The following is a 25,553-nucleotide window of genomic DNA, read 5'->3' on the forward strand; positions in this document are numbered from 1 at the left end:
ATATTTTACTAAATATGATTGATTTGTTCTAAAATTTTTACTAAAATCATAGATAGTTAATGTAAACGCTTTCTTTAATAAGATTATCTCATCTACGAACCAGGGGATTGCAAGTCAAGTGTTTACATAACCGTTCTAACAATCTTAAGGGGGAAATAGGATGAAAAGATTTGTTAAGGCATTAGGTTTAACAGCAGCAATGTCACTAGCTCTTGTTGGATGTAGCAACGACGAAGGATCTAGCAGTGACGGCGGCAAAGTAACATTAACTGCATGGGCATGGAACGTCAACGTTGGTGCACTAAACGATGCAGTAAAAATGTACGAAGAAGAAAACCCGAACGTAGATTTAAAAGTAGAAGATATTGGACGCCTAGATGTATACGACAAGTTATCTACTGGTCTAGCAGCAGGTGGAGTTGGTCTTCCTGATATTGTATTAGTAGAGGATGACCGTATCCAAGGGTATGTAGAGGCATTCCCAAAAGGATTCTTAAATCTATCAGAAAAAGGATTTACAGAGCATGAAGATAAATTCCCAGACTTCAAGAAAGAGTTAGCATCATTTGATGGCAACTTTTATGCAATGCCGTTTGATGCGGGTCCAGGTGGAATGTTCTATCGTCGTAGCCTATTCGAGCAAGCTGGTGTAAACGCAGAGGACATTAAAACGTGGGATGACTTCTTAGAAGCTGGTAAAAAGATTAAAGATGCTACTGGCTCGTACGCGATGCCACTAGATAAATTTAAAGATGACCCAACATTCCGTATGATGCTAAACCAACTTGGAGTGTACTACTTCGATGAAAATGGCAACATCGATTTAACGAGTCCAAAAGCGGTAGAAGCTATGGAAAAATTGAAAGCGTTTGCGGATGCAGACTTGATCAAAGATGTAGATGGATGGAACGGTGTTGTATCTTCTACAGTTGATGGTTCTGTTGCAACAATTCCGTTTGGTGCATGGTACTACGGTACTATCATCGACCAAGCGAAAGAATCTAGCGGTGACTGGGGAGTATTCTTACTACCAGGATTTGAAGAAGACGGAAACAGAGCATCTAACCTTGGTGGAAGTAGCTGGATGATTCCTTCTGCAGGTAAAAACACAGAGGAAGCGTATGACTTCATGGAGTTCTTCTCAACAGATCCAGAAGTACAAAACATGGCAATGAGCGATTACGGTTTATTCCCATCGTTAAACACAGCTTACGAGTCTGAACTATTCACTTCTGGTGATGAGTTCTTCGGCGGACAAAAGATTTGGGAGCTATTCGCTTCTGAAATGGAAAACATCCCAACAGCTTACTACACACAAGACTATTCACTTGGTCTTGATGAGTCGATCAAAGCACAAGCTGATGTCTTCAATGGAAAAGATGTAAAACAAGCTCTAGAGGAAGCGGCAAAACGTCTAAGCGACCGTTCTGGCCGTGAAGTAAATTCGTACTAAGGAAAATAGAAGAGAGTTAGAAGATTGTTTCTAGCTCTCTTTTTCTAAAATTAACTGTTACTTTTTAAAAATGACAATGGAACAGCTTAGTCTAAGTTTTACTCGTTACAACTAAGTCTCCTTTCTGCACATTCCTAGTTGCCCGGAGCGGAAGATGCGAAGACTCCTGAGGGATATAGCGGGAAGGCTGAGACCCTGGACTGAGCGAAGCGAGGGAAGCGGCTCAGCTCACGCCCCTAGGAAAGCGTAGCATCTGGAGCGCAGGGCAACGGGTTTTCCACTATCCAATTTTTTGAAAGTAACACAGAAGAAAACAGATTTTACTTAATCAGTAGCTACAGGCGCAAACGTGCGCCTTACGCTTTTCTTGATGTCTAGCTACAGGTGCGCAACCGCTCGGCAAACTCCAAAAGCCCTGTGGTGGTTGGAGAACTACCTCCTCGGTCTTCTGAAGTTTGCTGCCGCGACTGAACGCGCGCCTTACGCTTTTCTTGATGTCTAGCTACAGTTGCGCAACCGCTCGGCAAACTCCAAAAGCCCTGTGGTGGTTGGAGAACTACCTCCTCGGTCTTCTGAAGTTTGCTGCCGCGGCTGAACACGCGCCTTACGCTTTTCTAAATAGTAGTGGAAGAGAGTTGTTGAAAATGAGAGTAAAAGCTCATGTACCATATTTATTTATCGCACCAGCTGTGATTCTTTTCTCCATATTTATGCTTTATCCCATCATTTCTTCCTTTATCTTGAGCTTCCAAACAAGTACAGGTGGAGAGATGGCCTTCAACGGACTAGACAACTACACACGTCTATTCTCCGATGCAATCTTTTTAACAGCTTTAAAAAACACCTTCATCATCTTGATCATCCAAGTACCAGTCATGATGATTCTAGCATTAATTGTTGCCACACTACTTAACTCTGCCTTGCTGAAATTAAAAGGTCTATTCCGCGTAGCATTCTTCTTGCCAGCGGTAACATCTTTAGTTGCTTACTCGATCATTTTCTCAATCATGTTGATGAATGATGGACTAATCAATCAGATTTTAGCAGCAGTTGGACTTGATGCAATTCCTTGGTTATCAAACCCATTCTGGGCGAAAGTATCGTTAATTATCGCCATGACATGGAGATGGGTTGGATATAACATGGTCATCTACCTTGCTGGATTACAAAACATCCCAGAGGAACTATATGAAGCAGCGAGTATGGATGGAGCGTCGAAAATCCGACAGTTCTTCTCCATTACCATTCCTCAACTAAAACCAGTTATCTTGTTTACAGTGGTATTATCCACGATCGGAACGCTTCAATTATTCGATGAGCCTTACACGTTAACAAAAGGTGGTCCAAGTGACTCCACACTAACGATCGGTATGTACTTATATCAAACAGGCTTTAGATACTTTGACTTCGGTTATGCATCCACTATTGCATACGTCATCGTAGTGCTAATCGCTATCTTAACAGCAATTCAATTTAAAGTGACGGGTGATGACAAATGAAGAAAAACGCGCCTATCAGAAAAATAACTCTCTATATCGCATTAATTATTGGAGCACTTGTCTCTTTATTCCCGTTCTACTGGGCGGCAATTGGAGCTTCTAACGAAAGTGGAAAGATGTTTTCAAAACCACCTACATTAGTTCCAGGTTCAAGCTTAATGGAGAACATCTCTAATTTAAATGCACAGATCGACCTTGGCAGAGTCATGTTCAACTCCTTGTTCACATCGATTACGTATACCGTGCTAAGTCTATTAATTTGTACGATGGCAGCGTATGCTTTTGCGAAATATCAGTTCCCTGGAAGAAAGACAATCTTCACGATTTTCCTTCTTTCCATGATGGTACCGTACCATGCAACGATTATTCCGTTGTTTAAAATGATGGCGAGCTTAGGATGGTTAAATACGTATCAAGCGGTTATCTTACCAAACTTGGCGTACCCATTTGCGATTTTCTTAATGAGACAAAACTTACTGGCATTCCCAGACTCCCTGATTGAAGCAGCGAGAATCGACGGGGCAGGGGAGTGGAAGATCTTCTTCCGAATCGTACTTCCATCCATGCGTCCAGCACTTGCTGCAACAGCAATTTTCTTATTCATGTATCAGTGGAACAGTTTCTTATGGCCATTGATTGCTCTATCTTCCACAGATATGTACACATTCCCAGTAGCGCTATCTAGCTTATTCGGACTGTCTCGTATCGACTATGGTCAAGTAATGGCGGGAGTGACCATCGCAACACTACCAATAATCGTGTTCTTCTTAGTGCTTCAGCGCCAGTTCATTTCTGGAATGCTTGGAAGTGCCGTGAAGTAAAGTGGGGGGTACAACATGATCTTTGTAAACGAAGAGAAAAAGCAATTTCACTTACAAAACAAGACGGCAAGCTACATCTTCCAAGTCATGCAAAATGGACAGCTAGCACATCTATATTATGGAGAGAAAATTCGCCATCGCGAAGATTTCTCTCATCTGTTTCAGTTGCCAACGGAGCCACTTGGTAATGCCTGTTTTCCGTACGAGGGAGATCCATTCTTCTCACTAGAGTTCGTGAAGCAAGAGGCTCCTTCTTACGGAACAACGGATTACCGCGAGCCGTTTGTGGATATCGAATCAGCAGACGGTAGTCGCTACACAAATTTTACGTTCCAGTCGTACAAGGTGCAAAAAGGGAAGCCGAGTCTTCCTGATATGCCAGCGACATATGTGGAAAACGAAGATGAAGCAGAGACTTTAACGATCACGCTGAAAGATGAACAAAAACAAACAGAATTAACCCTTTCCTACACGGTCTTTGAACAGTTAGGGGTAATAACAAGAAACGCTTCCGTTCGTAATACAGGTGTGGTCCCTTTACAAGTGCATCGATTGTTGAGTGCATCAGTAGACCTACCGTCGAAAGAATACGATTGGATCACCCTAGACGGAGCGTGGATCAGAGAGAGACATATCTCATGCAATCGCTTGCGTAAAGGCGTGCAGATGATTGATAGCAAAAAAGGAACAAGCAGCTCTTGGCATAACCCGTTTATGGCGTTGAAAAAACCAGAAACAACGGAGCATACAGGAGAAGTATACGGTTTTAACTTAGTATACAGCGGTAACTTCTATGCAGGGGTAGAAGTGGATACATACGACACTTCTCGCGCAATGATTGGGATCAATCCGTTTCATTTCTCTTGGAAATTAGAGAGGGAAGAAACATTTACTGCTCCAGAAGCAGTCATGGTTTACTCCAAAGATGGTTTGAATGGAATGAGTCACGAATTCCATGAACTATATAGAACAAGATTAGCAAGAGGACCTTGGCGCGACAAGGATCGTCCTATTCTTATTAATAACTGGGAAGCAACGTACTTTACGTTTGATGAAGAAAAGATTCTAGACATTGCAACGGATGCAAAAGAAGTAGGAGTCGAATTATTCGTGCTAGATGATGGGTGGTTTGAAGGAAGAAACGATGATACGACCTCTCTTGGGGATTGGGTAGCAGATCGTAAAAAGTTACCGAACGGCATCCCGCACCTTGGAGAAAAAGTAGTAGAGCAAGGTATTTCATTCGGTCTTTGGTTTGAGCCAGAAATGATTTCAAAAAAGAGTAAGTTGTATGAGCAACATCCAGACTGGGTGTTAGGACATAAAGCGCACCACTTATCTAATGGAAGAAACCAGTTCGTTTTAGACTTAACAAAACAAGAAGTGCAGGATTACTTATACGACACACTTTCCGGAATTTTTGACACTGCGCCCATCTCCTATGTGAAGTGGGATATGAACCGTAACTTTACGGAAGCGGGTACAGATTCTGTGTCAGCAGATCAACAAGGAGAAGTGTATCATCGCTATGTTTTAGGCTTATATCGTTTGTTGGAAAAGTTAACAACAAACTATCCACATATCCTATTTGAATCCTGTGCAAGCGGTGGGAATCGCTTTGACCCAGGAATGCTCTATTACATGCCACAAACGTGGACGAGTGACAATACAGACGCGGTAGAACGACTGAAAATCCAGTACGGCACGTCGCTTGTCTATCCGTTATCCACAATGGGGGCACATGTATCAGACGTACCGAATCATCAAACGGGTAGAATTACGTCGTTATCCACACGTTTCCACGTTGCGATGTTTGGCGTTTTTGGCTACGAGCTCGACGTAACGAAAATGTCGGAGGAAGAAAAAGCAGTGGTAAAAGAGCAAATTGCTTTTTATCAAGCGAATCGAGCGTTGTTACAAAGAGGGACTTTCCACCGATTACTTAGTCCTTTTACCTCCAATGATACAGCTTGGATGGTAGTAAATGAGGAGAAGACGGAAAGTGTTGTGGCCTTTTACCGAACGCTTGCTCAACCAAATCCATCTTTACAACGAGTGAAGCTAGCAGGATTGGATCCGGCGAAGAAATACGAAGTCGAAGGAACAGAACAAGTGTATTACGGTGATGAGCTCATGAATGTTGGATTATTACTATCACCTATCTATAACGGAACCGTACACACGAATAAGACAACAATGGTGGGAGATTACGCATCAACCATTTGGAAGCTGAAGGAATGGACATAAGGGAGTGGGGACGCAATGCAACATGCAGTAGCGAGCTTTCAGAAGATTTACGGAGGAACAGAAGAAGGTGTACGCACTTTCTTCGCTCCAGGTCGAGTGAATTTAATTGGGGAACACATCGACTATAACGGGGGGAATGTACTGCCATGTGCATTAGAGATTGGAACGTATGTGGTGGCCAAAAAGCGAGATGATCAACGCATTCGGTTTTATTCAGAGAACTTTGCTGACCTTGGAGTGGTCGAAGTAGACTTAAAAGACCTTTCATATGATGAAAAGCACGACTGGGCGAACTATCCGAAAGGAGTGTTTGCTGCTATTAAGGAAGAGTATGAATTGCCAAACGGAGTGGACCTTTACTATGTCGGAAACATCCCAAACGGTGCAGGGTTATCATCGTCTGCATCCATTGAACTAGCAACAGCAGTGATGGTAAAAGAGCTATTTACTTTACCATACGAGACGTTGGATTTAGTGAAATTAAGCCAAGCGGTCGAGAATCGATATATCGGAGTGAACTGCGGCATCATGGACCAGTTCGCAGTCGGTTTCGGGAAAGCAGAACATGCCATTCTACTAAACTGTCAAACACTAGAGTATCAATATGTTCCTTTCTCCTTAGGAGAATATAAAATCGTCATTGCGAACACAAACAAGCGCCGTGGATTAGCAGATTCTGCTTACAATGAACGAAGAGCAACATGTGAAGCAGCACTAGCGAAAATCCAAGGGACAATCGATGTGAAAGAACTGGCACATCTAACAGAAGACCAACTACCGACAGTATTACCGTTACTAACAGAAGAAGAACAACAAAGAGTTCGACACGTGGTAACGGAAAATGCGAGAACGTTAAAAGCCATGGATGCACTGACTGCAGGAGACATGGAACAGTTTGGTCAACTAATGAAAGAATCTCACCTATCCTTGCGAGATGACTACGAAGTTTCCTGCAAAGAACTTGATACATTAGTAGAGGCAGCATGGGAGCAAAATGGTACACTCGGTGCAAGAATGACAGGAGCAGGATTCGGTGGCTGCACTGTCAACATCGTAAGAAGTGCAGACACAGACAAGTTCATCGAAGAAGTCGGTGCAACATACAAACAACAAATCGGATACGAGGCGGACTTCTACGTCATCAGCGTAGGGGAAGGCGCGCGAGAAATATATTAAGGGGGAGGAAAGTGTACTTAAGCGAAGTACACTTCTTTCCGAATTCGGAGGAGAGATAATATGTACCTAGGCGTAGACTACTATCCAGAACATTGGCCGAAAGAAATGCTAGAAGAAGACATTCTTGGCATCAAAGAAATGGGCTCCAACATGATTCGTATCGGTGAATTTGCTTGGCACCTCATGGAGAAAACAGAAGGCAACTACGACTTCTCTTTCTTTGACGAAGTAATTGCCAAAGCAAAAGCACATGGAATAGACGTGATGTTTGGTACCCCAACAGCAACATTCCCTGCATGGCTTGCAAATAAATATCCTTCCATTCTCTCAGAAGAAGAAAACGGACAAAAACGTGTATTCGGTGGAAGAAGACAATACTGCTTTAACTCCTCCGTCTATCGTGAATACTCCGCAAAAATCACTCGTGAGCTTGTTAAACACTATGCCAACGAAGAAGCGATCGTCGCATGGCAAGTGGATAATGAATTTGGACATGAAGGAAGCGACATGTGTTACTGCGACCAATGTCACGCAGGATTCCAAAAGTTCTTAGAACAGAAATACGGAACAATCGATGAACTTAATGAGCGTTACGGCACTATTTTCTGGGGACAAACGTACAACGACTTCTCGGAAATTCCAGTACCGAAAAAGACGATTACGACGCACAATCCATCTCTTCAATTAGACTGGGCTCGTTTCCGTTCTCACTCTGTTAACAGCTACGCACACGAAATGACTGCGATCGTGCGAGAAGAAATGGGAGAGCACCAACAAGTGACAACCAACGTTTCTGGAGGTTTCTTCGGCAAGTGGTTTGATCATGAAGAAAACGTTCGTCCATTAGACTTCGTGTCGTACGACAACTACCCAGTTTGGGGCGGTTTAGCAGAACCAATTCCACCTGCAGCGATTGCGATGACACATGACTTTAACCGTGGATTACTAGGGAAGAACTACTGGATCGTAGAACAATTAATGGGGGCACAAGGACATAACGTGATTGGGTATCTTCCTCGACCGAACCAAGCGAAGATGTGGTCGATGCAAGCTTTCGCACACGGTTGTACCGATATGCTTTACTTCAGATGGCGAGGAATGACGCGTGGTGCTGAGCAGTTCTGCTTTGGTGTCGTCGATCACGATAACCATCGTGGAAGAAAGTTTAAAGAAGTTCAATCGTTATTTAACGATATTCGACCTTACGAAAACGTGCTGCAAGCGCCGATTCAAGCCGATGTAGCCGTACTGTACGATTACGACAACATCTGGTCTTGGCGTTTCCAAACGCAAAGTGAAGGATTCGATTTCACAAGAGAATTGCTTCGACTTTACGGACCATTCTTTGAGCACAACGCTCATCTAGACGTTGTTCCAGTAATACGTGACTTCTCATCTTATAAGGTTTTACTAGTGCCAGCATTGCAAATTATTGAGGAAGACTTGGCGAATCGTCTCAAAGAATTTGCAGAGAATGGCGGAACCATTATCTTCTCATTCCGTGCAGGGCTGAAGGATAAAGATAACAATGTACAGTTCAAATCTACGTTACCAGGTCACGTCGCAGAGCTTGCAGGTGTCCACGTTCATGAAACAGAAGCGCTCTCTAATACACAATCTGTGGAAGTTAGCGGTGAAAATGGAACTGCACACGTTTCGGTTTGGAGAGATCTAATTACACCGACAACGGCAGAGGCGCTATACAACTATGGCGACCAATTCTATGAAGATAAAGCAGCGGTGACCCGCAATCAGTTCGGCAAGGGAACGGTATATTATATCGGTGGCGGACTGGATGAAGCAGCGATCTTGCCGATTGCAAAAGATGTGTTAGAGCACCACGGAATTTGGCACCAGGAGACAGAAGCGGGCGTGGAAGTGTATCAGCGCGAGGCAGACGGAAAAGTATATGAATTTATGTTAAACCACACGGCAGAAGAAAAACGTGTAAATGGAATTACATTAGCGCCGTATGACAGTATAATTAAAGAAATCACTAACTAAGGGAGTTGGAGCGTTTGGCTACGTTGAAAGATATTGCGGAAAAGGCGGGTGTTTCGTTAGCGACGGTGTCCAGAGTATTGAACCAAGATGCCACTTTATCAGTTGCAGAAGATACGAGAAATAGAATCGTTAAAATTGCACAAGAGCTAAACTACAAGACGAATCGAAAGCGATCAACGGATGCGGTAAAAGAGACGTTGAAAGTGGCATTAATCTACTGGTACTCCGAAGAGCAGGAACTAGCTGATCCGTACTATCTTTCTATTCGTTTAGGTATAGAAAAAGAGCTGCAAGAACGAAACATGGAGCTAGTCAAACTCTTTGATAAAAACATCCAGCAAGCAGTTGGCCAAAAGCCAGACCAATACGAAGGCGTCATTGCCCTTGGTAAATATAGCGCCGAAGAAATCGACTACTTTTATCAACTGAGCGAAAACCTTGTATTAGTCGACTACTCCCCAACGGATGACTACAACTGTGTGGTCGTAGACTTCCGAAAAGCCGTAACGAGAGTGTTAGATTACTTGGTGGAAATGGGGCATACAGAAATCGGCTACATCGGTGGTCGCGAGTACGTTTTTGGAGACGAACCGCTGAAAGATGAGCGAGAAGCAACGTTTGTGGAATACTTAACGCTGCGCAATCTTTATAAGGAAGATTTCGTCTGGACCGGTCGCTTTGCAGCGGAGGACGGATACGCGTTGATGATGCAGTCACTGATGGAAGAAAAGCGTCCAACGGCTTACTTCATCGCGAGCGACTCCATGGCAATCGGGGCACTGCGGGCGCTGCACGAAAACGGCATCTCGGTGCCGGACGACATCTCCATCGTCGGTTTCAACGATATCAGCACCTCGAAGTACCTGCAGCCATCGCTCTCCACCGTGCACGTGCACACGGAGTTCATGGGCGAAGCGGCGGTGGAACTGCTGGTGGAGAAGCTTAACTCGACGAAGACCATTACGAAGAAGGTAGTGATCCCGACGAACTTTGTCGTGCGGGAGAGTAGTGGGGTGCGTGTTGGGAAGTGAATAGGGGTGAGTGGGGACTGGAGCAGGGATGCTTCGGTCTTTTTTTGTGGGGGTGGTTGTGAAAATGGGCGAAGCGGAGATTTGAGGACCATGAGCGAGTGGAGATGGTTGTGAAAAGTGTGTAAACGGATATTTGAGGACTGCGAGCGAGTGGAGGCGGTCGTGAAAAATGGGGAAGCGGAGATTTGAGGACCGTGAGCGGGTGGAGACGGTCGTGAAAAGTGTGGAAGCGGGGATTTGAGGACTGTCAGCGTCGTGGGATGGTCGTGAAAAGTGGGAGAGCGGAGATTTGAGGACCGCGAGCGAGTGGAGACGGTCGTGAAAAAAGGTAGAGCAATAAATAGAGAGTAACCAGTGCTTGAAATTCTGACAGTATTTAGATGAAAAAGGATTTATAATACTAGTAAGTTGATAGACCATTTTGGTAAAGGCGAAGGGAGCGAACAAACATGAACAGTGAGTTAAAGGAAACCTTGCAAAAACTAGAAGAAGCACACACTGGAATGAATGTGCGAAAAGACAGCGAGAAGCTTGGTGCCATATTGTCCGAAGACTTCTTTGAGATTGGTAGCTCCGGCTACAAGTACGGACGAAACGAATGTTTAGAACTCGGCATAGTGCAGACAGAGATGAAACTATACAACTACGAAATCTACCCATTGGCAGAAGGAGTTGTGTTATCTACATATTTTATAGTGGACTCTACCAGAAACCGCAATACACTAAGAAGTTCTATCTGGAAGTTAGTAGATGATGAGTGGAGACTGTTCTATCATCAGGGGACCATTTCACCTTTGGAGTTAGAAGACGTGTTGGCAGGGAATCTTTCTAAGTAGATTTGGAGATAACGTGTGTTCAAGGAGAGGTATGAGAGAAGTAGAGCACACGATAACTGAATAACGTGTGTTCAAGGAGAGGTATAAGCAGAGAAGAGCGCACGTTAAATGAATAACGTGTGTTCAAGGAAGGGTATTTGAGAAGTAGAGCGCACGTTAAATGAATAACGTGTGGTCAAGAATGGATTTGAGAGAAGTAGAGCACACATTAAATAAATAACAAGTGCTCTACAAATGAAGAGTCATGAGCGAAGTATTTACTCTCCACTATTTTTATCCACCAACTCAAACCTCTCACAAACTAGCATCATATCTTCTGTATACTCCAAGCCCAGTTCGGCTAGTTCTTTTGTGAAAAATTTTTCGTGTGCACTGCGCCAGTATTCATACGTTCGGTCTCCTTCGCCCTCAGAAATAGCGAAGTCCTCTGACACCTCGTTCATCGGCATGACTTCCACGCTAGTTGTCTTAATAATCGCAACGGGTTCATCCTTACTGCTTAACACCACACTATAATCTCCCACAGCGGGAAGCGGCTCGTCCTCACCATAGAAAACATAACCGGAGCACGTCGCTGTTTTTATCCCATCAATCACTAGTTGAGCTAATTGATCTGGACTAGCCCCAAACTGCCACGCTGTAACGCTAGTAGGGGCAGTCTCTCCTTGCTTTTCCCAAAAACGATTCCAATACTCTTTTGATTTACTATTCATTGTTGTTCACTCCTAATCTTATGTATCTATTTAAGTATAACACTAATTATTTGAATATTTTGGTATAATAAAGATATCTATGGCGATAAGGAGAAAGAAGATGATCAGACAAGCAGTAGGCGCAGTAATAGTTTCAAAGAATACGATTTTACTAGTACACAAAGTGAAAATCGGGGCAGTGAAAACTGAAGATATTACAATTCCAGGAGAGTGGGACTTTCCAAAAGGCGGTTTAGAAGCGGATGATGTGGATCTAGAATCTGCGCTTTTACGAGAGTTACAGGAAGAAACGGGCTCCACTAATTATGAAATCCTCAGCCAGCTTCCAGAGAAAATCTGCTTCTCTTTTCCACCTGCATTAGCAGCAAAATTAGGATTGGAAAGACAAGAGACGACCATGTTTCTAGTTCGTTACTGTGGTGATGGAACAGACTTACAACCTAATGATGAAGAGATTGACCAGCTGGCGTTCATACCTTTCGCTGAAATCTCAGAAAAACTAACCCACCAAGATACAAAGGATTTCTGGGCAAAAATCCACACTCTCTTACCGACAGACCAGTAAGTAACAGCAACCATCTGCAACTACTCTCGCCGGTGAGGACATAAGAAAACAGGTGCCGATACTGAGCACCTGCTTTTTTGGTTAGATAAAAAATGTCAGCAACCCTATTAATAGGAGTGGTGCGAATAGGACTACATATCCAAGGGGTGAGCAAAATTTAGCGTAAATCCAATACCGAAGCGCTTTTCCACAAAGATAGATGGATCCTCCGAGTTAAAGTAGATTAGTCCGCCTTTCCAATAACGATCGTCGTCAAAATTAACTGTTGTTTCATCCACAACAACAATTACATCCGAGTCTAGATCAGAATCTTTCATTCCAACTTTCACGGCTAAAGCAATGGCTGCTATCGTCACCAGAGCAGAAAAGCCAAGCGGAGCAACAATCAGAGCAAGGCCGTCTATCTTTTCAGGATTCACGGTTGTATATTGCAAAAACGTAAACAAGATAGTGGTTGCAACGGAAACGAAAAACAGTAGCCAACTTGAATATTTTCGCAACTTTAGCTGACGTGCTTTGGACGCTGGGATATTCCCGGCACTCAGCTTAATACCAGAACGTTTTGTCATTTCGTTAATTCCAATAAACATGGCATTTAAGCATAGAGAAATGATTGGTAAGATCAGAACCGAAAGATATGTCTTATCCGTCCAAGCATCCGGTTGACCATCGGGACCCCAATGAGTCGGAAGCGGATCAGGAAATGCACCGAAGTTTACGACGGTAAAAGCAATTAAACCAAACGTAATAAGCATTGGAATGATGAAAATGCTTAGCGGCAACATCTCATCTTGTGCGCGGATATTTAGCTCCGTCACGTGCACTTGCTTCTGATCTTTAAACCATCTTTCCGCCTTCTTGAGTTTTGTAACTTTCGACTGGAAAAAGAAAAATAGTGCCATGGAGATGAACAAAATGATAAATGGTAAAAGAAGTGCTAGTAAAACTGGGTTTGTTCTAGTTGGTGAAAATAAGAAAGCGGCCAAAATCACTAATGATAAACTGCTAGATAACACAGTGTACATAATCTTGTAACGCACAAGTTGTGGATTTCGTACTTCCGCAACAGGAACGGTAACTCCAAAAACTACTGTGCGCTTTACCATGAAAGGTAAAACGGCTTGTAGAATAACTAATATCCCCACTGTTAAAATAAGTATGGAAACATCCATCTTAATCCCCCTTTACATCTTCAATGATTTTTTTAATTAGTTGTTGAATTTCCTCTTCCGAAAGACCAATGATGAGCGACTCCACAAGAGTAGGGCGGAGTGCTTCTGATAGTTGATGCAGGAAATCTTCCGTCATATCTTCTTTTGAAAATTCTTCCACAACGGCTCCAGACTTCGGAACAATGCGGATAATGCCTTTCTTCTCCAACTCATGATAACTCTTGTTTACGGTATGCATATTTACGCTAAGGTCACCGGCTAAGGAACGAACAGACGGAAGAACGTCGCCGGGTTTCAAGTCTCCACGCACAATCCCTTCCATAATGCTATTGCGCAACTGTTCGTAAATAGGTACGTCAGATGCAGGATCTAGTTGAATAAACAAAAGGTCACCTCCTGATTGTTATAGTTTTAGTATAACAGAAACTGTTCTATATAGTATATAACAAAGTGGTGGGGATGATACTATTTTTTCTTTTGGTTGGAGAAATGGGTGTGTGATGTGGGATCTATGCTGGCGGCTTAAGCGCTTAAGCCGCGGTGAAGGGAGAGAAGTCGCAGCGGCAAGTCGGAGAAGTCGAAGAAAAAATACCGCTGCGCCATGCACAAAAGCGCTTAAGCCGCGGGAGAAGAAGTGCAGTTTCGGCGGCAAGTCTGAAAAGCCGCCGAGAAAGCACCGCTGCGCCATGTGCAAAAGCGCTTAAGCCGCGAAAGAGGAAGAGGAGTCTGAGCGGCAAGTCGGAGAAGCCGCTGGGAAAGCACCGCCGTGCCGTGTACAAAAGCGCTTAAGCCGCGGGAGAGTAAGTGCAGTACCGGCGGCAAGTCGGAAAAGCCGCTGAGAAAGCACCACCGCGCCATGTACAAAAGCGCTTAAGCCGCGGGAGAGGAAGTGCAGTCCCGGTGGCAAGTCGGAGAAGCCGCCGAGAAAGCACCGCTGCGCCATGTACAAAAGCGCTTAAGCCGCCAGGAGGAGAGGCGGAAGAAGGCGACAAACCGAGAAAGTCGCTAGGAGGAAAGGTGGAAGAAGGCGACAAAGCCAGAAAGTCGCCAGGAGGAAAGGCGGAAGAAGGCGACAAACCGAGAAAGTCGCCAGGAGAAAAGACGAAAGAAGCCGACAAACCGAGAAAGCCTACAAAAAGAAAAGTATACGAAATTAAATAATTATTTATTGTAAAACAATAAATAATATGCTATTTTCAATATATCAAACAATAAAGAGGTGCTTCCCATGAACAGAGGGTCTACACTGTTTTTGAAAATTACGCTTTTCATCATTGGCTTACCCGTATTGATTTTATGTTTAACGGTCTTACCGAAAATTGGATTAGAAGCATTAGGCAATATTCAAAACCAAGATTCCATTGGATACCTTTTCCTTGCGATTCTAATCATCATGTATCTATCCGCAATCCCATATTTCTCTGCGCTATTCCAAGCTTTCCGCTTATTGCGCTTCATCGATCTTGGCGAAGCTTTCTCGGAATTATCGGTCGCATCCCTAAAGAAAATCAAGCAGTACGCGCTCATCATCAGCGGTCTTTACCTAGCTGCACTGCCTCTCCTTTACCTAGTCGCAGAAAACGATGACGCTCCAGGCCTCATTCTCATCGGCTTCATCATCATGACGGCATCCCTTGTCATCGCGATTTTCGCAGCGGTACTGCACCGCCTTTTACGACAGGCTATTGAGATAAAATCAGAGAACGATTTAACAGTGTGAGGTGAGATTATGGCAATTATTATTAATGTAGATGTGATGTTGGCAAAACGTAAAATGAGTGTGACGGAACTCTCGGAGAAGGTTGGTATCACAATGGCGAACTTATCGATTTTGAAAAACGGGAAAGCGAAAGCTGTGCGGTTCTCCACTTTAGAAGCGATCTGTAAAGCGCTCGATTGCCAGCCAGGCGACATTTTAGAATATCGACCGGATGAGGCAGAGTAATGAGAGCCCTCACCCAGCTTCTTCACTTTGGATACCAGCAAGCGCTAGCGTGTGCATTTCCAGTAGCGATTTTTGGGGCACTAGCTTTTACACAAGTAGTGTCACTTCCCTTTTTACCAAGGTATGATTGGCTCCTTCTCTTCTGTATTGCGGTGCAGGTCGTCATGGTCTATACGGGACGGGAAACAAAAGACGAGTTAAAAGTAGTCATGATGTTTCATATAATTGGCCTTACCTTAGAAATATTCAAAGTACACATGGGCTCATGGGCATATCCGGAAGAGGCATATACGAAAGTGCTCGGGGTACCACTTTATAGTGGGTTTATGTACGCGAGTGTCGCGAGTTACCTTTGCCAGGCGTGGAGAAGGATGGGTGTGCAACTCATTGATTGGCCTCCGTTATACATGGTGGTGATGCTCGCCGTAATGATTTACAGTAATTTTTTTACTCATCATTTCTGGTGGGACGTGAGGTGGGTTTTGATAGGAGCTGTACTACTTATTTTCCTGAAATCGGTCGTTTTTTATGAAGTAATTGGCACGCGTTACAACATGCCAGTGCCTCTCGCGTTCGCACTAATTGGCTTTTTCATCTGGATCGCGGAGAACATCGCGACGTATTTCGGAGCGTGGCAATATCCGAATCAAGTGGATGCCTGGAGTCTGGTGCATCTCGGAAAGGTTAGTTCGTGGTTTCTGCTTGTAATTGTGAGCTTCTTTATCGTGGCTGCGTTGAAGCAGGTGAAGGAAGAAGAGGTAACTACCTCTTTTCCGTTACCCGATATGAAAATGAGATCGAACAAGAGTATAGATTAGCAAGATGTATCGATACCATTTCTCCATAAAGCGATCGCTTTTTCTATAAAAGCAGGAAGGTTACTGGAGGTAATATCATTAGATTTTTTTAATCGTATACACCCTTTTCCAACGTTAAAACCTTCAAGAAGTTGTTGTGTAGGGTCAACCTTCTCGATATTTCCAACATATAAACTAACATAATTCTTTTGGGCATTCAGATGAAACAGATAATCATTGCCTTTTCCAAAAGCAAGCATCTTGTACTGAATGCCTTCTTCTAATTCTGGAGCCAACGTTTGGATTAACTCGCGGATTGCTAGTAATTTATCTTTTCGCCAGTCATGTTCAAGCACTTCGATATATTCATGAGGCGTGGAGACATCATATTGCATAGGGCTCACCCTTTCTATAAGTAATTAATCATTAACTAGTTTTCATTTCCTCCAACAACTTCTTCTGTATGTTCACTAATTTGTCCATACCTCGAGAATTTATTTCCTGGTTTTCCAAAAAAAACTCCGCAAAGTTCTGTCCTTCAAATCTAGGAATTATATGCATATGGAAGTGAGTGAGGTCATCAAACTTCCCACCGTTCTGCAAGATGGTAATGCCGTCTGGTTTAAAGAGCTCTTTAAGCACTTTTGTTAAAAGGCCAGCTGCGTGCATAATCGACAGAGATGTTTGGTGATCCAAGTCATCGAAGTATCTAACGTGTTTTTTTGGGAGAATTAAAACATGCCCCTCATTGTATGGATCGATGTCTAAAATACAGCTGACATGTTCGTCTTCGTAGATTAGGTGTGTTGGAGCTTGATGGTTTGCGAGCAAACAGCCGACGCAAGTCATATAAGGTTCCTCCTAGTAGATATTAGAGTAATTCTACACTGTAGAAAAATTTTGGTAAAGGTAATGGTGGTTTTTTTGGGTATAATAGGCGCTGAAAAGGAGGCGAGTGATCAGCATGAAACAGAAGTTACTAGATTCTAAGATCTTCGCGAGAGGGTCTTTTCAATTCGCATAAATATGGATAGTATTCTCGCCAGCGTTTACTTCTTTGTTTAAAGAGAAAGTTGGATTGTACCTTGGGATGCTACTTGCGAGTTTGGTAGTAAACTTGGTGATTGAGTGGGGAGCGAAAAAAGTAAGAGGGACGTCGGTGAAGAGGTATCTACCGGTGTTTTTAGTAGTGGCGTTGCCGGTGAACCTTGCGATGTTAAGTTACTTTTATTCTTTGTAAGTTAAAATTCTCTCTTTTTTAATTTAGATACAAGGTACATAGAGTGAACTTTTTGTCGCGGACCACGAGAGGCAGGGAAATGCGATTTAGGTGTGCCGCAAGAGCGTCTCGCGGGCCACGAGAGGCAGGAAAATTCGGTTCAGGTGTCCCGCAAGAGCGTCTCGCGGACCACGAGAGGCAGGAAAATGCGGTTCAGGTGTCCCACAAGAGCGTCTCGCGGACCACGAGAGGCAGAAAAATGCGGTTCAGGTGTCCCACAAGAGCGTCTCGCGGACCACGAGAGGCAGGGAAATGTGATTCAGGTGTCTCGCAAGAACGTTTCGCGGACCACAAGAGGCAGAAAAATGCTGTTCAGGTGTCCCACAAGAGCGTCTCGCGGACCACGAGAGACAGGGAAATGTGATTTAGGTGTCCCGCAAGAGCGTCTCGCGGACCACAAGAGGAAGGAAAATCTGGTTTAGGTGTCCTGCAAAAATCCGCCGCGGTATAGCAGAAGCGAGAAAACAGAGATCAGGTATACCAGGGGAAGCCGCCGCGGTATAGCAGAAGCAAGAAAACAGAGCTCAGGTATACCAGAGGAAGCTGCCGCGGTATAGGAGAAGCAAGAAAACGGAGCTCAGGTATACCAGAGGAAGCTGCCGCGGTATAGGAGAAGTAGGAAAATCTGGTTTAGGTGTCCTGCAAAAATCCGCCGCGGTATAGCAGAAGCGAGAAAACAGAGATCAGGTATACCAGGGGAAGCCGCCGCGGTATAGCAGAAGCAAGAAAACAGAGCTCAGGTATACCAGAGGAAGCTGCCGCGGTATAGGAGAAGCAAGAAAACGGAGCTCAGGTATACCAGAGGAAGCTGCCGCGGTATAGGAGAAGTAGGAAAATCGAGTTTAGGTATACCAGAGGAAGCCGCCGCGGTATAGCAGAAGCAAGAAAAGCGAGTTCAGGTATATCAGAGTAAGCTACCGCGGTATAGCAGAAGCAAGGAAACAGAGTTCAGATATACCAGAGGAGGCCGCCGTGGTATAGGAGAAGTAGGAAAATCGAGTTCAGGTATACCAGAGGAAGCCGCCGCGGTATAGCAGAAGTAGGAAAATCGAGTTCAGGTATACCAGAGGAAGCCGCCGCGGTATAGCAGAAGCAAGAAAACAGAGCTCAGGTATACCAGAGGAAGCTACCGCGGTATAGCAGAAGCAAGAAAACAGAGCTCAGGTATACCAGAGGAAGCCGCCGCGGTATAGCAGCAGGTAGAAAACAGAGCTCAGGTATACCAGAGGAAGCCGCTGCGGTATAGCAGAAGCAAGGAAACAGAGTTCAGGTATACCAGAGGAAGTCGCCGCGATATAGCAGAAGCAAGAAAACAGAGTTTAGGTATACCAGGAGACCGAACCGTAATATAGCAGAACCCCAAAAATAGTCCAGCAGCCCCACCACCATCTACTCCACTTCCAAAATCTCCAGCAATCTATTCGTGTCTTCCGCCTTAACCGTATAGATAGTATGCGTATCTTCTACATTCATTAACGTACTTGTCTCACCTTCGTTACCAATCCATAAATGGTAACGCCAAACATCACCATTTGAAAATATAACTTCCATATCATACTCAGGGTCAGCCATATCGACAATTCCACGTTTCTTAACTGCAGAGGAGATGATGCCTCGGATCGTATTTACTTCCCTGGGATCCTCGGTTTCAAAGAAAAAGTTAGTATCAATCCTGTCGAACTCTCTAGATTCAGAGACGCTTACTTTTCTCGCGACACTCTGTTTAACAGCTTCTTCAGATGTACATCCTCCAACGGATAAAACTATTAGCAAAACCGTGAAAAAAATCAATCCTCTTTTCCGCATTAATATGTCCCCTTCAACCTAAATTCTCTGCCTAACTTGACGATAGTATAGAAGAAAAGGTTACACATATATTCGCCTTAGGAGGCCCACCATGTTTAATCGTAAAAAGAAGATCTCGCTTCTAGAAATAGAACGCAATTCTGGTATTTTAGATATCCGAAATGATAGTGAACTACGAAAACAAGTAGATATGATTCAGCTTACACAAGAAGACTTAGATATCATCCGTGCCCTGCAGCCATATGTCATCGAACGTATTGATTCCATGGTCGACACGTTTTATAGCACGTTGAAATACGAACCATCTTTAGTGAGCATTATCCAAAATAATAGTTCTATTGATCGTCTAAAAGAAACGCTTCGTCAGCACATTATTGAGATGTTTAATGGTCATGTAAATGAGACATTTATCCATAAACGTCTAAAAATTGCACAAATTCATGTGAAAATAGGACTGCAGACGAAGTGGTATATGTGTGCGTTCCAAGATTTAACTCTCTCCCTTATCACCATGATCCACGAAACAGTGAAAGATAGAGACCAACTATTCCAGGGCATACAGGCGGTCTCGAAAATGATGAATCTAGAGCAGCAGCTAGTTCTAGAAGAATACGACCGAGAAACTACGAGACTAAAAGAACTAGTAGAGTCACAAAAGCAACAAGTTCGTGAACAAGTCGCTAGCGCAACTCAAAACTTAGCAGCGATTTCAGAAGAAACAAACGCTTCGTTCCATCAACTAATGGGACAAGCAGATGATATTGTCCGAATGGCCAAAGATGGTACTGCTCAAGCCGAGTTGGCGAAGCAACGGGCAGAGGACGGCAAATCACAAGTGAAAGATCAAGCAGAGAACATGACTTCCATCCACAAATCTGTGGACCAAGTGTCAGCAGAAGTAAAAGATCTTTTAACCATCTCTGTTCAAATGAAAGACATCGTCAGCATCGTAACGGGGATTGCTGATCAAACCAACTTACTTTCTCTTAATGCAGCAATTGAAGCTGCGCGTGCTGGGGAAGCGGGGAAAGGCTTTGCGGTTGTGGCAGATGAAGTACGAAAGCTATCGGAGCAAACAAAAGATTCCGTCTCTAACGTCTCATCGTTAATCCAAAATACGCAAAACAAAGTCGAACACTTAACTTCATTCTTGCAAAATATTCGTACAGAAGTGGATAAAGGTAACACGACAATGACAGAAACCGAACTTTCTTCTTTTGTTAATGTTGTAGAAGAGTTGGGGAAAGCATTTGATGAGGTTTCAAATTCGGCTGATCGATTAACATTAATCACGCAGGATATGCAGTGATATAAGTATTTAAAAGACATAGAAATGCAGAACATGAAGGGACCACATTCTCACAAAGGGGATGTGGTCTTTCTTTATTTACCAAAAAATTCTTATAAGTTATATAATGAAGAAAAAACCTCTTCAAAGGAGTCGGTGGTTATTAAACCAGGTGGATTAAAACAATACCAAACGAAATCACTAACAAGATTCCACCTGGCCACAAGAACAATATACTTTGGAATGCGGGACATATATTAGTAGGTTGGGATAATACCATTTACACGATTATTGGTGAAGCTAGAAAATTAGATCCGTCTTATCATCTAATGTTCCCCAGAGGTACTAGTCCGAAAGAGTGGACTGGCAATCCACCGTCGCTGAATGAAATTATTGAACTCCTGGAATCGCAAATTAGTAATATGGAAGTGGCTTGTAAAGGGAAGTTGAAAACTCCATTAAAACAATCTTTCTTAGGTATGGAAACAGTAGAGGAGATGATCCTTTTTCATATGAACCATGAGAATTTCCACATGGGGATTGTGAAAGGGATGAGGCAGGCACTTGGTGTAGTTGATGAGATTTGAAGTACTATATGAATAGAAGAAAGTTTAGCGCAGTATGATACATTTTACATGTTACTGCGCGTCTTATCTTTTATATAACTTCTTATTTCTTAAGGATTAGCTCTATAGCCATCTCCAAATCCACATCCCTAGAAATATGCTCTGGCGTCCAAGGGATATAAATATCTGGAACAATTCCTGTACCATGGATAGGGTGTACCTCTGTTTTTCGAACCAATCTAGAAGTAGGATAGTGCAGTGAAAAGTCCTTATTCCACTTCATTGTAACTAAATCGCTATAATCGTTAACTCCTAACGTTGCACGCCCCATCACAGTAACCTTAGAAGACTGCTTACACATTTCCACGAAATCATCTCCGGCGCTCGCACAATAACAGTCTGATAAAACTACTATCTTTTCTATTTGATCGTTACTGTTGAAATCAGTGGTTACTTCTTTTGTATAAGGGGAGAAATCAAACTCTGTAAAACCCTTATTAGTTTGGAACATCTCATTTGCATAGGTCAGTAAAGGAAGACTCTCATGATTGGGGTAAGATTCTTTAACATTTCTGTAGAGTTCGTTAAACAAAGCAGCATTCCGTTCCGTACAGTTAAACTCTTTTGCTTTCGCAATTGATTTAGGTTTTTCAGACGAAGGGAAAATAAAATCCAGTAGAGGATTGAAAGCAGCACTCAAACCACCGTTATTTTTCCTGACATCAATGATAAGTCTAGTGCTACGTTCAAGAACATCCTTATACTTTTGAAGTATATTAATTATTAAACTAGGGTTCTGGAAGTGCGGAAGATTCATGTAAACTAGGTCATCTTCCAAAACTTTGACGACAAAAGAATCTTCATTTTGCTTACTAGGGTATTCTACAATCTCCAACACTCTGTTATCTTCTAATTCAATCGACTTAGCCCGCTGAATAAGGTAGTTCCAATTTTGTCTCTCCGTGTGTGCAACGGGAAGATGGTGTTCTCTTGAGATTACTTCGATACTTTTTCCATCAATGGAGACAATAGAATCTCCTTTAGAAAGAGGAGTTTCTTCTATAGTTTGAGTTACATATAATCTATCGCCGTATCTCCTAACTCCAAACCCTACATCCATGGTTTCTTCGCTATTACTTCGATAAGTAAAATACATATGAGGATCTAGAAACTGATGTAAATAGGTATTAACAATCTTCGAAAATAGTAAAGAGGAGAGAGTGTTTTTACGTTCAAGTTTAATAACCATGTCCAAAAATGGCTGGAAGGCTACTAGTTTCCTATCTTCACAACCGGAATAATCTTGTTCTGTAATAGAGACAACTTCTCGGAAAATATCTGAAAGCTGCATGTCCATCCTCCTTTCATATAAAAAGACCAGGCGCCAATCACACCTAATCATCAAAGTTTTACACTAAACTAATCAAAAATAAATCCACCACAACCACGGAGACAAACGTTGCCAATCCAGCAAGACGAACTGGGTGAGTAAATTTGTATTCACTTAAAGGTTTCAGACGCTGAACAAGCTCACCGAATAACAGCGTCCCGACCACTACAATGGCAATATACATCATGTTTCCTGTTTCGTTCTGTAAACCGATATTGTGCGAAACAAACAAAATCCATAAATACGCCAAAAACAAATGCAACACAATGGATAAAGCTAGGTCTTTCTTTATCATACATTTGCCTCCAATAAAATCAGAATATATAGATAGTTTATCTTATTAACTATATTTTGGGAATTGTAGTTGCTTGTTTTTAAATAATTTGTAAGTTTACATAGTCTGTTAGTAAGAATTGAATTGGTGGTATAGTTCCATTATAATTATCCTATACTAAAAAAGATCAGGTGCGCTAACACCTGATCAAGACAGTCACATGCCGCTGTGGGCGGCTAACCAAGATTATAGGGTATCGAAATAACCGCAAACCGTGGTGTGGTGGCGGTTATTTCTTTTTGTAAGTGACATAAAGAGTTATTACGATATTAATGATACTAAGTAAAACCATGTTCGCTTCTAGTACCAAAGCAATCGCCTCGTATGTGGACATTCTATCCACCTCCCTTCAGAAGGGAAATGGCTAACCGCCCACCTGCTTTATGTAATTGTCTTCTTTATTTTACCATTAATGATAGATTGAATGCGAAGGATATGCGAATGTGTGTTCTTTTTTTGTTTGTCCGATAGAGATGATTTGTAATTATTTTCTCGAAGACCACGAGAAGCGGAAAAAGTGAGTACAGGTGTCCCACAAGAACGCCCCGCGGAGCACGAGAAGCGGAAAAGGTAGTGTAGGTGTCCCGCAAGAGCGTCTCGCGAACCACGAGAAGAGAGAAAACCGTTTTCAGGTGTCCCGCAAGAGCGTCTTGCGGAGCACGAGAAGCGGAAAAGGTAGTGTAGGTGTCCCGCAAGAGCGTCTCGTGGACCACGAGAAGCGGGAAAAGGTAGTGCAGGTGTCCCGCAAGAGCGTCTCGCGGACCACGAGAAGAGGGAAAACCGTGTTCAGGTGTCCCGCAAAAACGCCCAGCGGTATAGCAGCCAAACAAAAGCAAAGCCAGCTATACCACAAGAATTTCGAACAAAGAAAAAAGCCGCTCGTGCACCACACAAACGACCAAGCCTCACATATATCTTCGCTTATAGAAAAACTCAACAATCGGAACTGTCACAAACGTCAATCCGACCACGATTAATAAAGGAATATTACTAATCTCGCTAAAGTTACCAGAGCCCTCCGAGATAAACAAGATCAATCCACTCAAGGCCATCAACACGTAATATCCAATTCTAGCACTCTGCGTTTGCACGTGCTCCACCAATTCATCTTTTTCCGTCGGCCCCTCGTGATTGCCCCAGTTTACCAAGTTCAACGTGAAAGATAAAAATAGAAAGAAACCAAAAATTAAATTGGCATCAATCGTATCCAACACCAACCACTTATAAAGAAAATACCCCAACGCCCCAAGCGTAAACACAAACGACAATCCGGCCAACCATTTCTCCGTTTTCCCCACAAGCATCCCCCGTTCTAAGGTTTGAACAACTCTTCCATCGAAACACCAAGCACTCGCGCAATATCAAAAGCCAACTGCAAACTCGGGTCATACTTATTGTTCTCAATCGCGTTAATCGTCTGCCTGCTAACTTCACATCGCTCCGCCAGACTCCCTTGAGAAAGTCCGAGTTGTTCGCGATATTTTTTAATAGTATTTTCCATACATACATCCACCTTCGCCAAAGAGGTGTAAAACATGTTTTACACCTTAATGGTAATACTATCCACCTGAAATGTCAAACATATTTGACAGTCACTTCGCCAACAACCCACGCAAAATCCCCTCATTCTGCTCATAAAAACCCCTATGCTTCTCCAACCCGCGCTGCACACACCAACCCATACTATTAAACGCATCGGTAAATTGATAGAAAGGTAGCACCACATCCAGTTCAATCATCGGCCGCACACTTTCGTAGCCCTTGCGAAACTCCTGCGTATTCATAGGATCTAAACTCAAAAAGTCGCGATGGATCTTCGTAAAGTCCACTTCCGTAGAACCAAACCGCACACTTTCGAAGTCGATTACACCAGTCACGACGTCGCCGTTAACCAGAATGTTCGCCGGACGGAAATCCATATGTAAAAACGCTGGCCCATCCGGAGCGGGAAGCTCTTTTTTCCACGCTTCAAAAAGAGTAATAGATTGCCTGTACGTCTTCTCATCCAACACCTGCACAACGGCTTCCGCGAATAAATAAAACTTCTCATCCACAAATTCCGCCCACTTATCAAACTCATTATCTATTGTTTCATTCACCCTCGGAGTCACGCTATGCAAAGAAGCATGCAGTGCCCCAACTTGGTACGCAAGACGAGGGTCCACACCCATCACCAGCGGTTCGCCCTCTACTTTCGACAGCAAAAAAGCCCCGGGAGAATCATCATTCCCATCCCACACATCCAACAACTCTGGAATCGGCACGCGGCCTTCTAACAAACGGTAAGTCTCCAGCTCTCGTTCAAACTTCACTTTACTAAACGGAATCTTCACAAACACTTGCTGGCCACTAGCTAAAGTACACTGATACACCGTCGAACTGTGCGAATCCTCCACACCCCGAATGTCCGTAACGTCTAGCTGCCACTGCGCTAAAATCTGCTGAATCATCGCCATCCTCCTTTTGGAAAATACTAGTTATTATTCTATCATGTGTGATACACTATAACTACAATTTCGAAAGGACTGATGGGTGAACGATGAAGTACTAATCTTATTCTCACTATTTGAAAATAACTTCAAATGACGAAATTGGATTAGTCTGCCCATTTTTACTTATACAGAAATAGTT

General features: G+C 43.3%; 26 protein-coding genes and 1 pseudogene. 16 read left to right on the forward strand and 11 right to left on the reverse strand.

Features of this window, described 5'->3' with window-relative positions; genetic code table 11:
• The first annotated feature begins 160 nt into the window (after positions 1-160).
• The 8 genes from G8O30_RS00390 to G8O30_RS00425 all read left to right on the forward strand — a co-directional run bounded on the left by G8O30_RS00390 (position 161) and on the right by G8O30_RS00425 (position 11,067).
• Entirely contained in the window at positions 161-1,453 is a 1,293-nt protein-coding gene (locus G8O30_RS00390; protein WP_239673043.1) for an ABC transporter substrate-binding protein, read from the forward strand.
• 644 nt (positions 1,454-2,097) lie between these two features.
• Complete coding sequence (locus G8O30_RS00395) at positions 2,098-2,952, forward strand: carbohydrate ABC transporter permease (protein ID WP_239674451.1); 855 nt, start codon at positions 2,098-2,100, stop codon at positions 2,950-2,952.
• The gene (locus tag G8O30_RS00400) at positions 2,949-3,773 is read left to right on the forward strand and encodes a carbohydrate ABC transporter permease (RefSeq protein ID WP_239673044.1); all 825 of its coding nucleotides are present in this window, start codon (positions 2,949-2,951) and stop codon (positions 3,771-3,773) included. Before G8O30_RS00395 ends, G8O30_RS00400 begins: the two co-directional genes overlap by 4 nt.
• Positions 3,774-3,788: 15 nt before the next feature.
• Positions 3,789-6,020 (forward strand): alpha-galactosidase, encoded by a 2,232-nt coding sequence (locus G8O30_RS00405; RefSeq protein ID WP_239673045.1) that lies wholly within the window; start codon positions 3,789-3,791, stop codon positions 6,018-6,020.
• Positions 6,021-6,035: 15 nt separating this feature from the next.
• Positions 6,036-7,196, forward strand: a complete 1,161-nt coding sequence (locus tag G8O30_RS00410) for a galactokinase (protein WP_239673046.1) — start codon at positions 6,036-6,038, stop codon at positions 7,194-7,196.
• 60 nt (positions 7,197-7,256) lie between these two features.
• On the forward strand, positions 7,257-9,200 hold the full coding sequence (locus tag G8O30_RS00415) for a beta-galactosidase (protein WP_239673047.1): 1,944 nt from the start codon (positions 7,257-7,259) through the stop codon (positions 9,198-9,200).
• A gap of 14 nt (positions 9,201-9,214) precedes the next feature.
• Positions 9,215-10,231, forward strand: a complete 1,017-nt coding sequence (locus tag G8O30_RS00420) for a LacI family DNA-binding transcriptional regulator (protein WP_239673048.1) — start codon at positions 9,215-9,217, stop codon at positions 10,229-10,231.
• A 449-nt stretch (positions 10,232-10,680) separates the two neighbouring features.
• Positions 10,681-11,067 (forward strand): nuclear transport factor 2 family protein, encoded by a 387-nt coding sequence (locus G8O30_RS00425; protein ID WP_239673049.1) that lies wholly within the window; start codon positions 10,681-10,683, stop codon positions 11,065-11,067.
• 257 nt (positions 11,068-11,324) lie between these two features.
• On the opposite strand, the gene G8O30_RS00430 is transcribed toward G8O30_RS00425, so the two are convergent.
• Positions 11,325-11,780, reverse strand: coding sequence for an ASCH domain-containing protein (locus tag G8O30_RS00430; protein ID WP_239673050.1), 456 nt, complete (start codon positions 11,778-11,780; stop codon positions 11,325-11,327).
• Positions 11,781-11,880: 100 nt separating this feature from the next.
• Between G8O30_RS00430 and G8O30_RS00435 the strand changes: the two genes are divergently transcribed.
• Positions 11,881-12,345, forward strand: coding sequence for an NUDIX domain-containing protein (locus G8O30_RS00435; RefSeq protein ID WP_239673051.1), 465 nt, complete (start codon positions 11,881-11,883; stop codon positions 12,343-12,345).
• A 131-nt stretch (positions 12,346-12,476) separates the two neighbouring features.
• Here the strand turns inward: G8O30_RS00435 and G8O30_RS00440 are convergent, their stop codons facing one another.
• Positions 12,477-13,517 carry a DUF1648 domain-containing protein gene (locus G8O30_RS00440; RefSeq protein ID WP_239673052.1) on the reverse strand — a complete coding sequence of 347 codons (1,041 nt, stop codon included), beginning with the start codon at positions 13,515-13,517 and terminating at the stop codon, positions 12,477-12,479.
• A gap of 1 nt (position 13,518) precedes the next feature.
• Positions 13,519-13,902: a GntR family transcriptional regulator gene (locus G8O30_RS00445; RefSeq protein WP_239673053.1), complete on the reverse strand. Its 384-nt coding sequence runs from the start codon at positions 13,900-13,902 to the stop codon at positions 13,519-13,521.
• 515 nt (positions 13,903-14,417) lie between these two features.
• Here G8O30_RS00445 and G8O30_RS00450 point away from each other — a divergent pair.
• The 4 genes from G8O30_RS00450 (at position 14,418) to G8O30_RS00465 (ending at position 16,280) form a co-directional block, all read left to right on the forward strand.
• On the forward strand, positions 14,418-14,678 hold the full coding sequence (locus tag G8O30_RS00450; RefSeq protein WP_239673054.1) for a hypothetical protein: 261 nt from the start codon (positions 14,418-14,420) through the stop codon (positions 14,676-14,678).
• A 67-nt stretch (positions 14,679-14,745) separates the two neighbouring features.
• The gene (locus tag G8O30_RS00455; protein ID WP_239673055.1) at positions 14,746-15,237 is read left to right on the forward strand and encodes a DUF2975 domain-containing protein; all 492 of its coding nucleotides are present in this window, start codon (positions 14,746-14,748) and stop codon (positions 15,235-15,237) included.
• A 9-nt stretch (positions 15,238-15,246) separates the two neighbouring features.
• The gene (locus G8O30_RS00460) at positions 15,247-15,462 is read left to right on the forward strand and encodes a helix-turn-helix domain-containing protein (protein ID WP_239673056.1); all 216 of its coding nucleotides are present in this window, start codon (positions 15,247-15,249) and stop codon (positions 15,460-15,462) included.
• Positions 15,462-16,280 (forward strand): DUF817 domain-containing protein, encoded by an 819-nt coding sequence (locus G8O30_RS00465; protein ID WP_239673057.1) that lies wholly within the window; start codon positions 15,462-15,464, stop codon positions 16,278-16,280. The genes G8O30_RS00460 and G8O30_RS00465 overlap by 1 nt, the downstream gene beginning before the upstream one ends.
• Here the strand turns inward: G8O30_RS00465 and G8O30_RS00470 are convergent.
• The 3 genes from G8O30_RS00470 to G8O30_RS00480 form a co-directional block, all read right to left on the reverse strand.
• Positions 16,277-16,654 carry an iron chaperone gene (locus G8O30_RS00470; RefSeq protein WP_239673058.1) on the reverse strand — a complete coding sequence of 126 codons (378 nt, stop codon included), beginning with the start codon at positions 16,652-16,654 and terminating at the stop codon, positions 16,277-16,279. The two genes, G8O30_RS00465 and G8O30_RS00470, sit on opposite strands and share 4 nt — an antisense overlap.
• 31 nt (positions 16,655-16,685) lie before the next feature.
• The gene (locus G8O30_RS00475; protein WP_239673059.1) at positions 16,686-17,108 is read right to left on the reverse strand and encodes an HIT family protein; all 423 of its coding nucleotides are present in this window, start codon (positions 17,106-17,108) and stop codon (positions 16,686-16,688) included.
• A gap of 1,819 nt (positions 17,109-18,927) precedes the next feature.
• Positions 18,928-19,344 (reverse strand): YhfM domain-containing protein, encoded by a 417-nt coding sequence (locus tag G8O30_RS00480; RefSeq protein ID WP_239673060.1) that lies wholly within the window; start codon positions 19,342-19,344, stop codon positions 18,928-18,930.
• A gap of 91 nt (positions 19,345-19,435) precedes the next feature.
• On the opposite strand from G8O30_RS00480, the pseudogene G8O30_RS16230 reads away from it, so the two are divergent.
• The 3 genes and pseudogenes from G8O30_RS16230 to G8O30_RS00490 form a co-directional block, all read left to right on the forward strand.
• Positions 19,436-19,957: pseudogene (locus tag G8O30_RS16230) on the forward strand (protoglobin domain-containing protein); the annotation flags it as partial.
• A gap of 156 nt (positions 19,958-20,113) precedes the next feature.
• Positions 20,114-20,653 carry a methyl-accepting chemotaxis protein gene (locus G8O30_RS16235; RefSeq protein WP_420844607.1) on the forward strand — a complete coding sequence of 180 codons (540 nt, stop codon included), beginning with the start codon at positions 20,114-20,116 and terminating at the stop codon, positions 20,651-20,653.
• Between the two features lie 164 nt (positions 20,654-20,817).
• Positions 20,818-21,219, forward strand: coding sequence for a DinB family protein (locus G8O30_RS00490; protein WP_275576535.1), 402 nt, complete (start codon positions 20,818-20,820; stop codon positions 21,217-21,219).
• Between the two features lie 82 nt (positions 21,220-21,301).
• On the opposite strand, the gene G8O30_RS00495 is transcribed toward G8O30_RS00490, so the two are convergent.
• The 5 genes from G8O30_RS00495 to G8O30_RS00515 form a co-directional block, all read right to left on the reverse strand.
• Positions 21,302-22,549, reverse strand: coding sequence for a S41 family peptidase (locus G8O30_RS00495; protein ID WP_239673062.1), 1,248 nt, complete (start codon positions 22,547-22,549; stop codon positions 21,302-21,304).
• Between the two features lie 58 nt (positions 22,550-22,607).
• Complete coding sequence (locus G8O30_RS00500; protein WP_239673063.1) at positions 22,608-22,883, reverse strand: hypothetical protein; 276 nt, start codon at positions 22,881-22,883, stop codon at positions 22,608-22,610.
• Positions 22,884-23,827: 944 nt separating this feature from the next.
• A complete protein-coding gene (locus tag G8O30_RS00505; RefSeq protein WP_239673064.1) occupies positions 23,828-24,220 on the reverse strand; it encodes a hypothetical protein in 393 nt (130 codons plus the stop codon).
• A 14-nt stretch (positions 24,221-24,234) separates the two neighbouring features.
• Complete coding sequence (locus G8O30_RS00510; protein WP_239673065.1) at positions 24,235-24,423, reverse strand: helix-turn-helix transcriptional regulator; 189 nt, start codon at positions 24,421-24,423, stop codon at positions 24,235-24,237.
• A 91-nt stretch (positions 24,424-24,514) separates the two neighbouring features.
• Positions 24,515-25,372, reverse strand: a complete 858-nt coding sequence (locus tag G8O30_RS00515; RefSeq protein WP_239673066.1) for a phosphotransferase family protein — start codon at positions 25,370-25,372, stop codon at positions 24,515-24,517.
• Between the last annotated feature and the right edge of the window lie 181 nt (positions 25,373-25,553).

This window comes from Mangrovibacillus cuniculi (assembly GCF_015482585.1).
Classification (GTDB): Bacteria; Bacillota; Bacilli; order Bacillales; family R1DC41; genus Mangrovibacillus; species Mangrovibacillus cuniculi.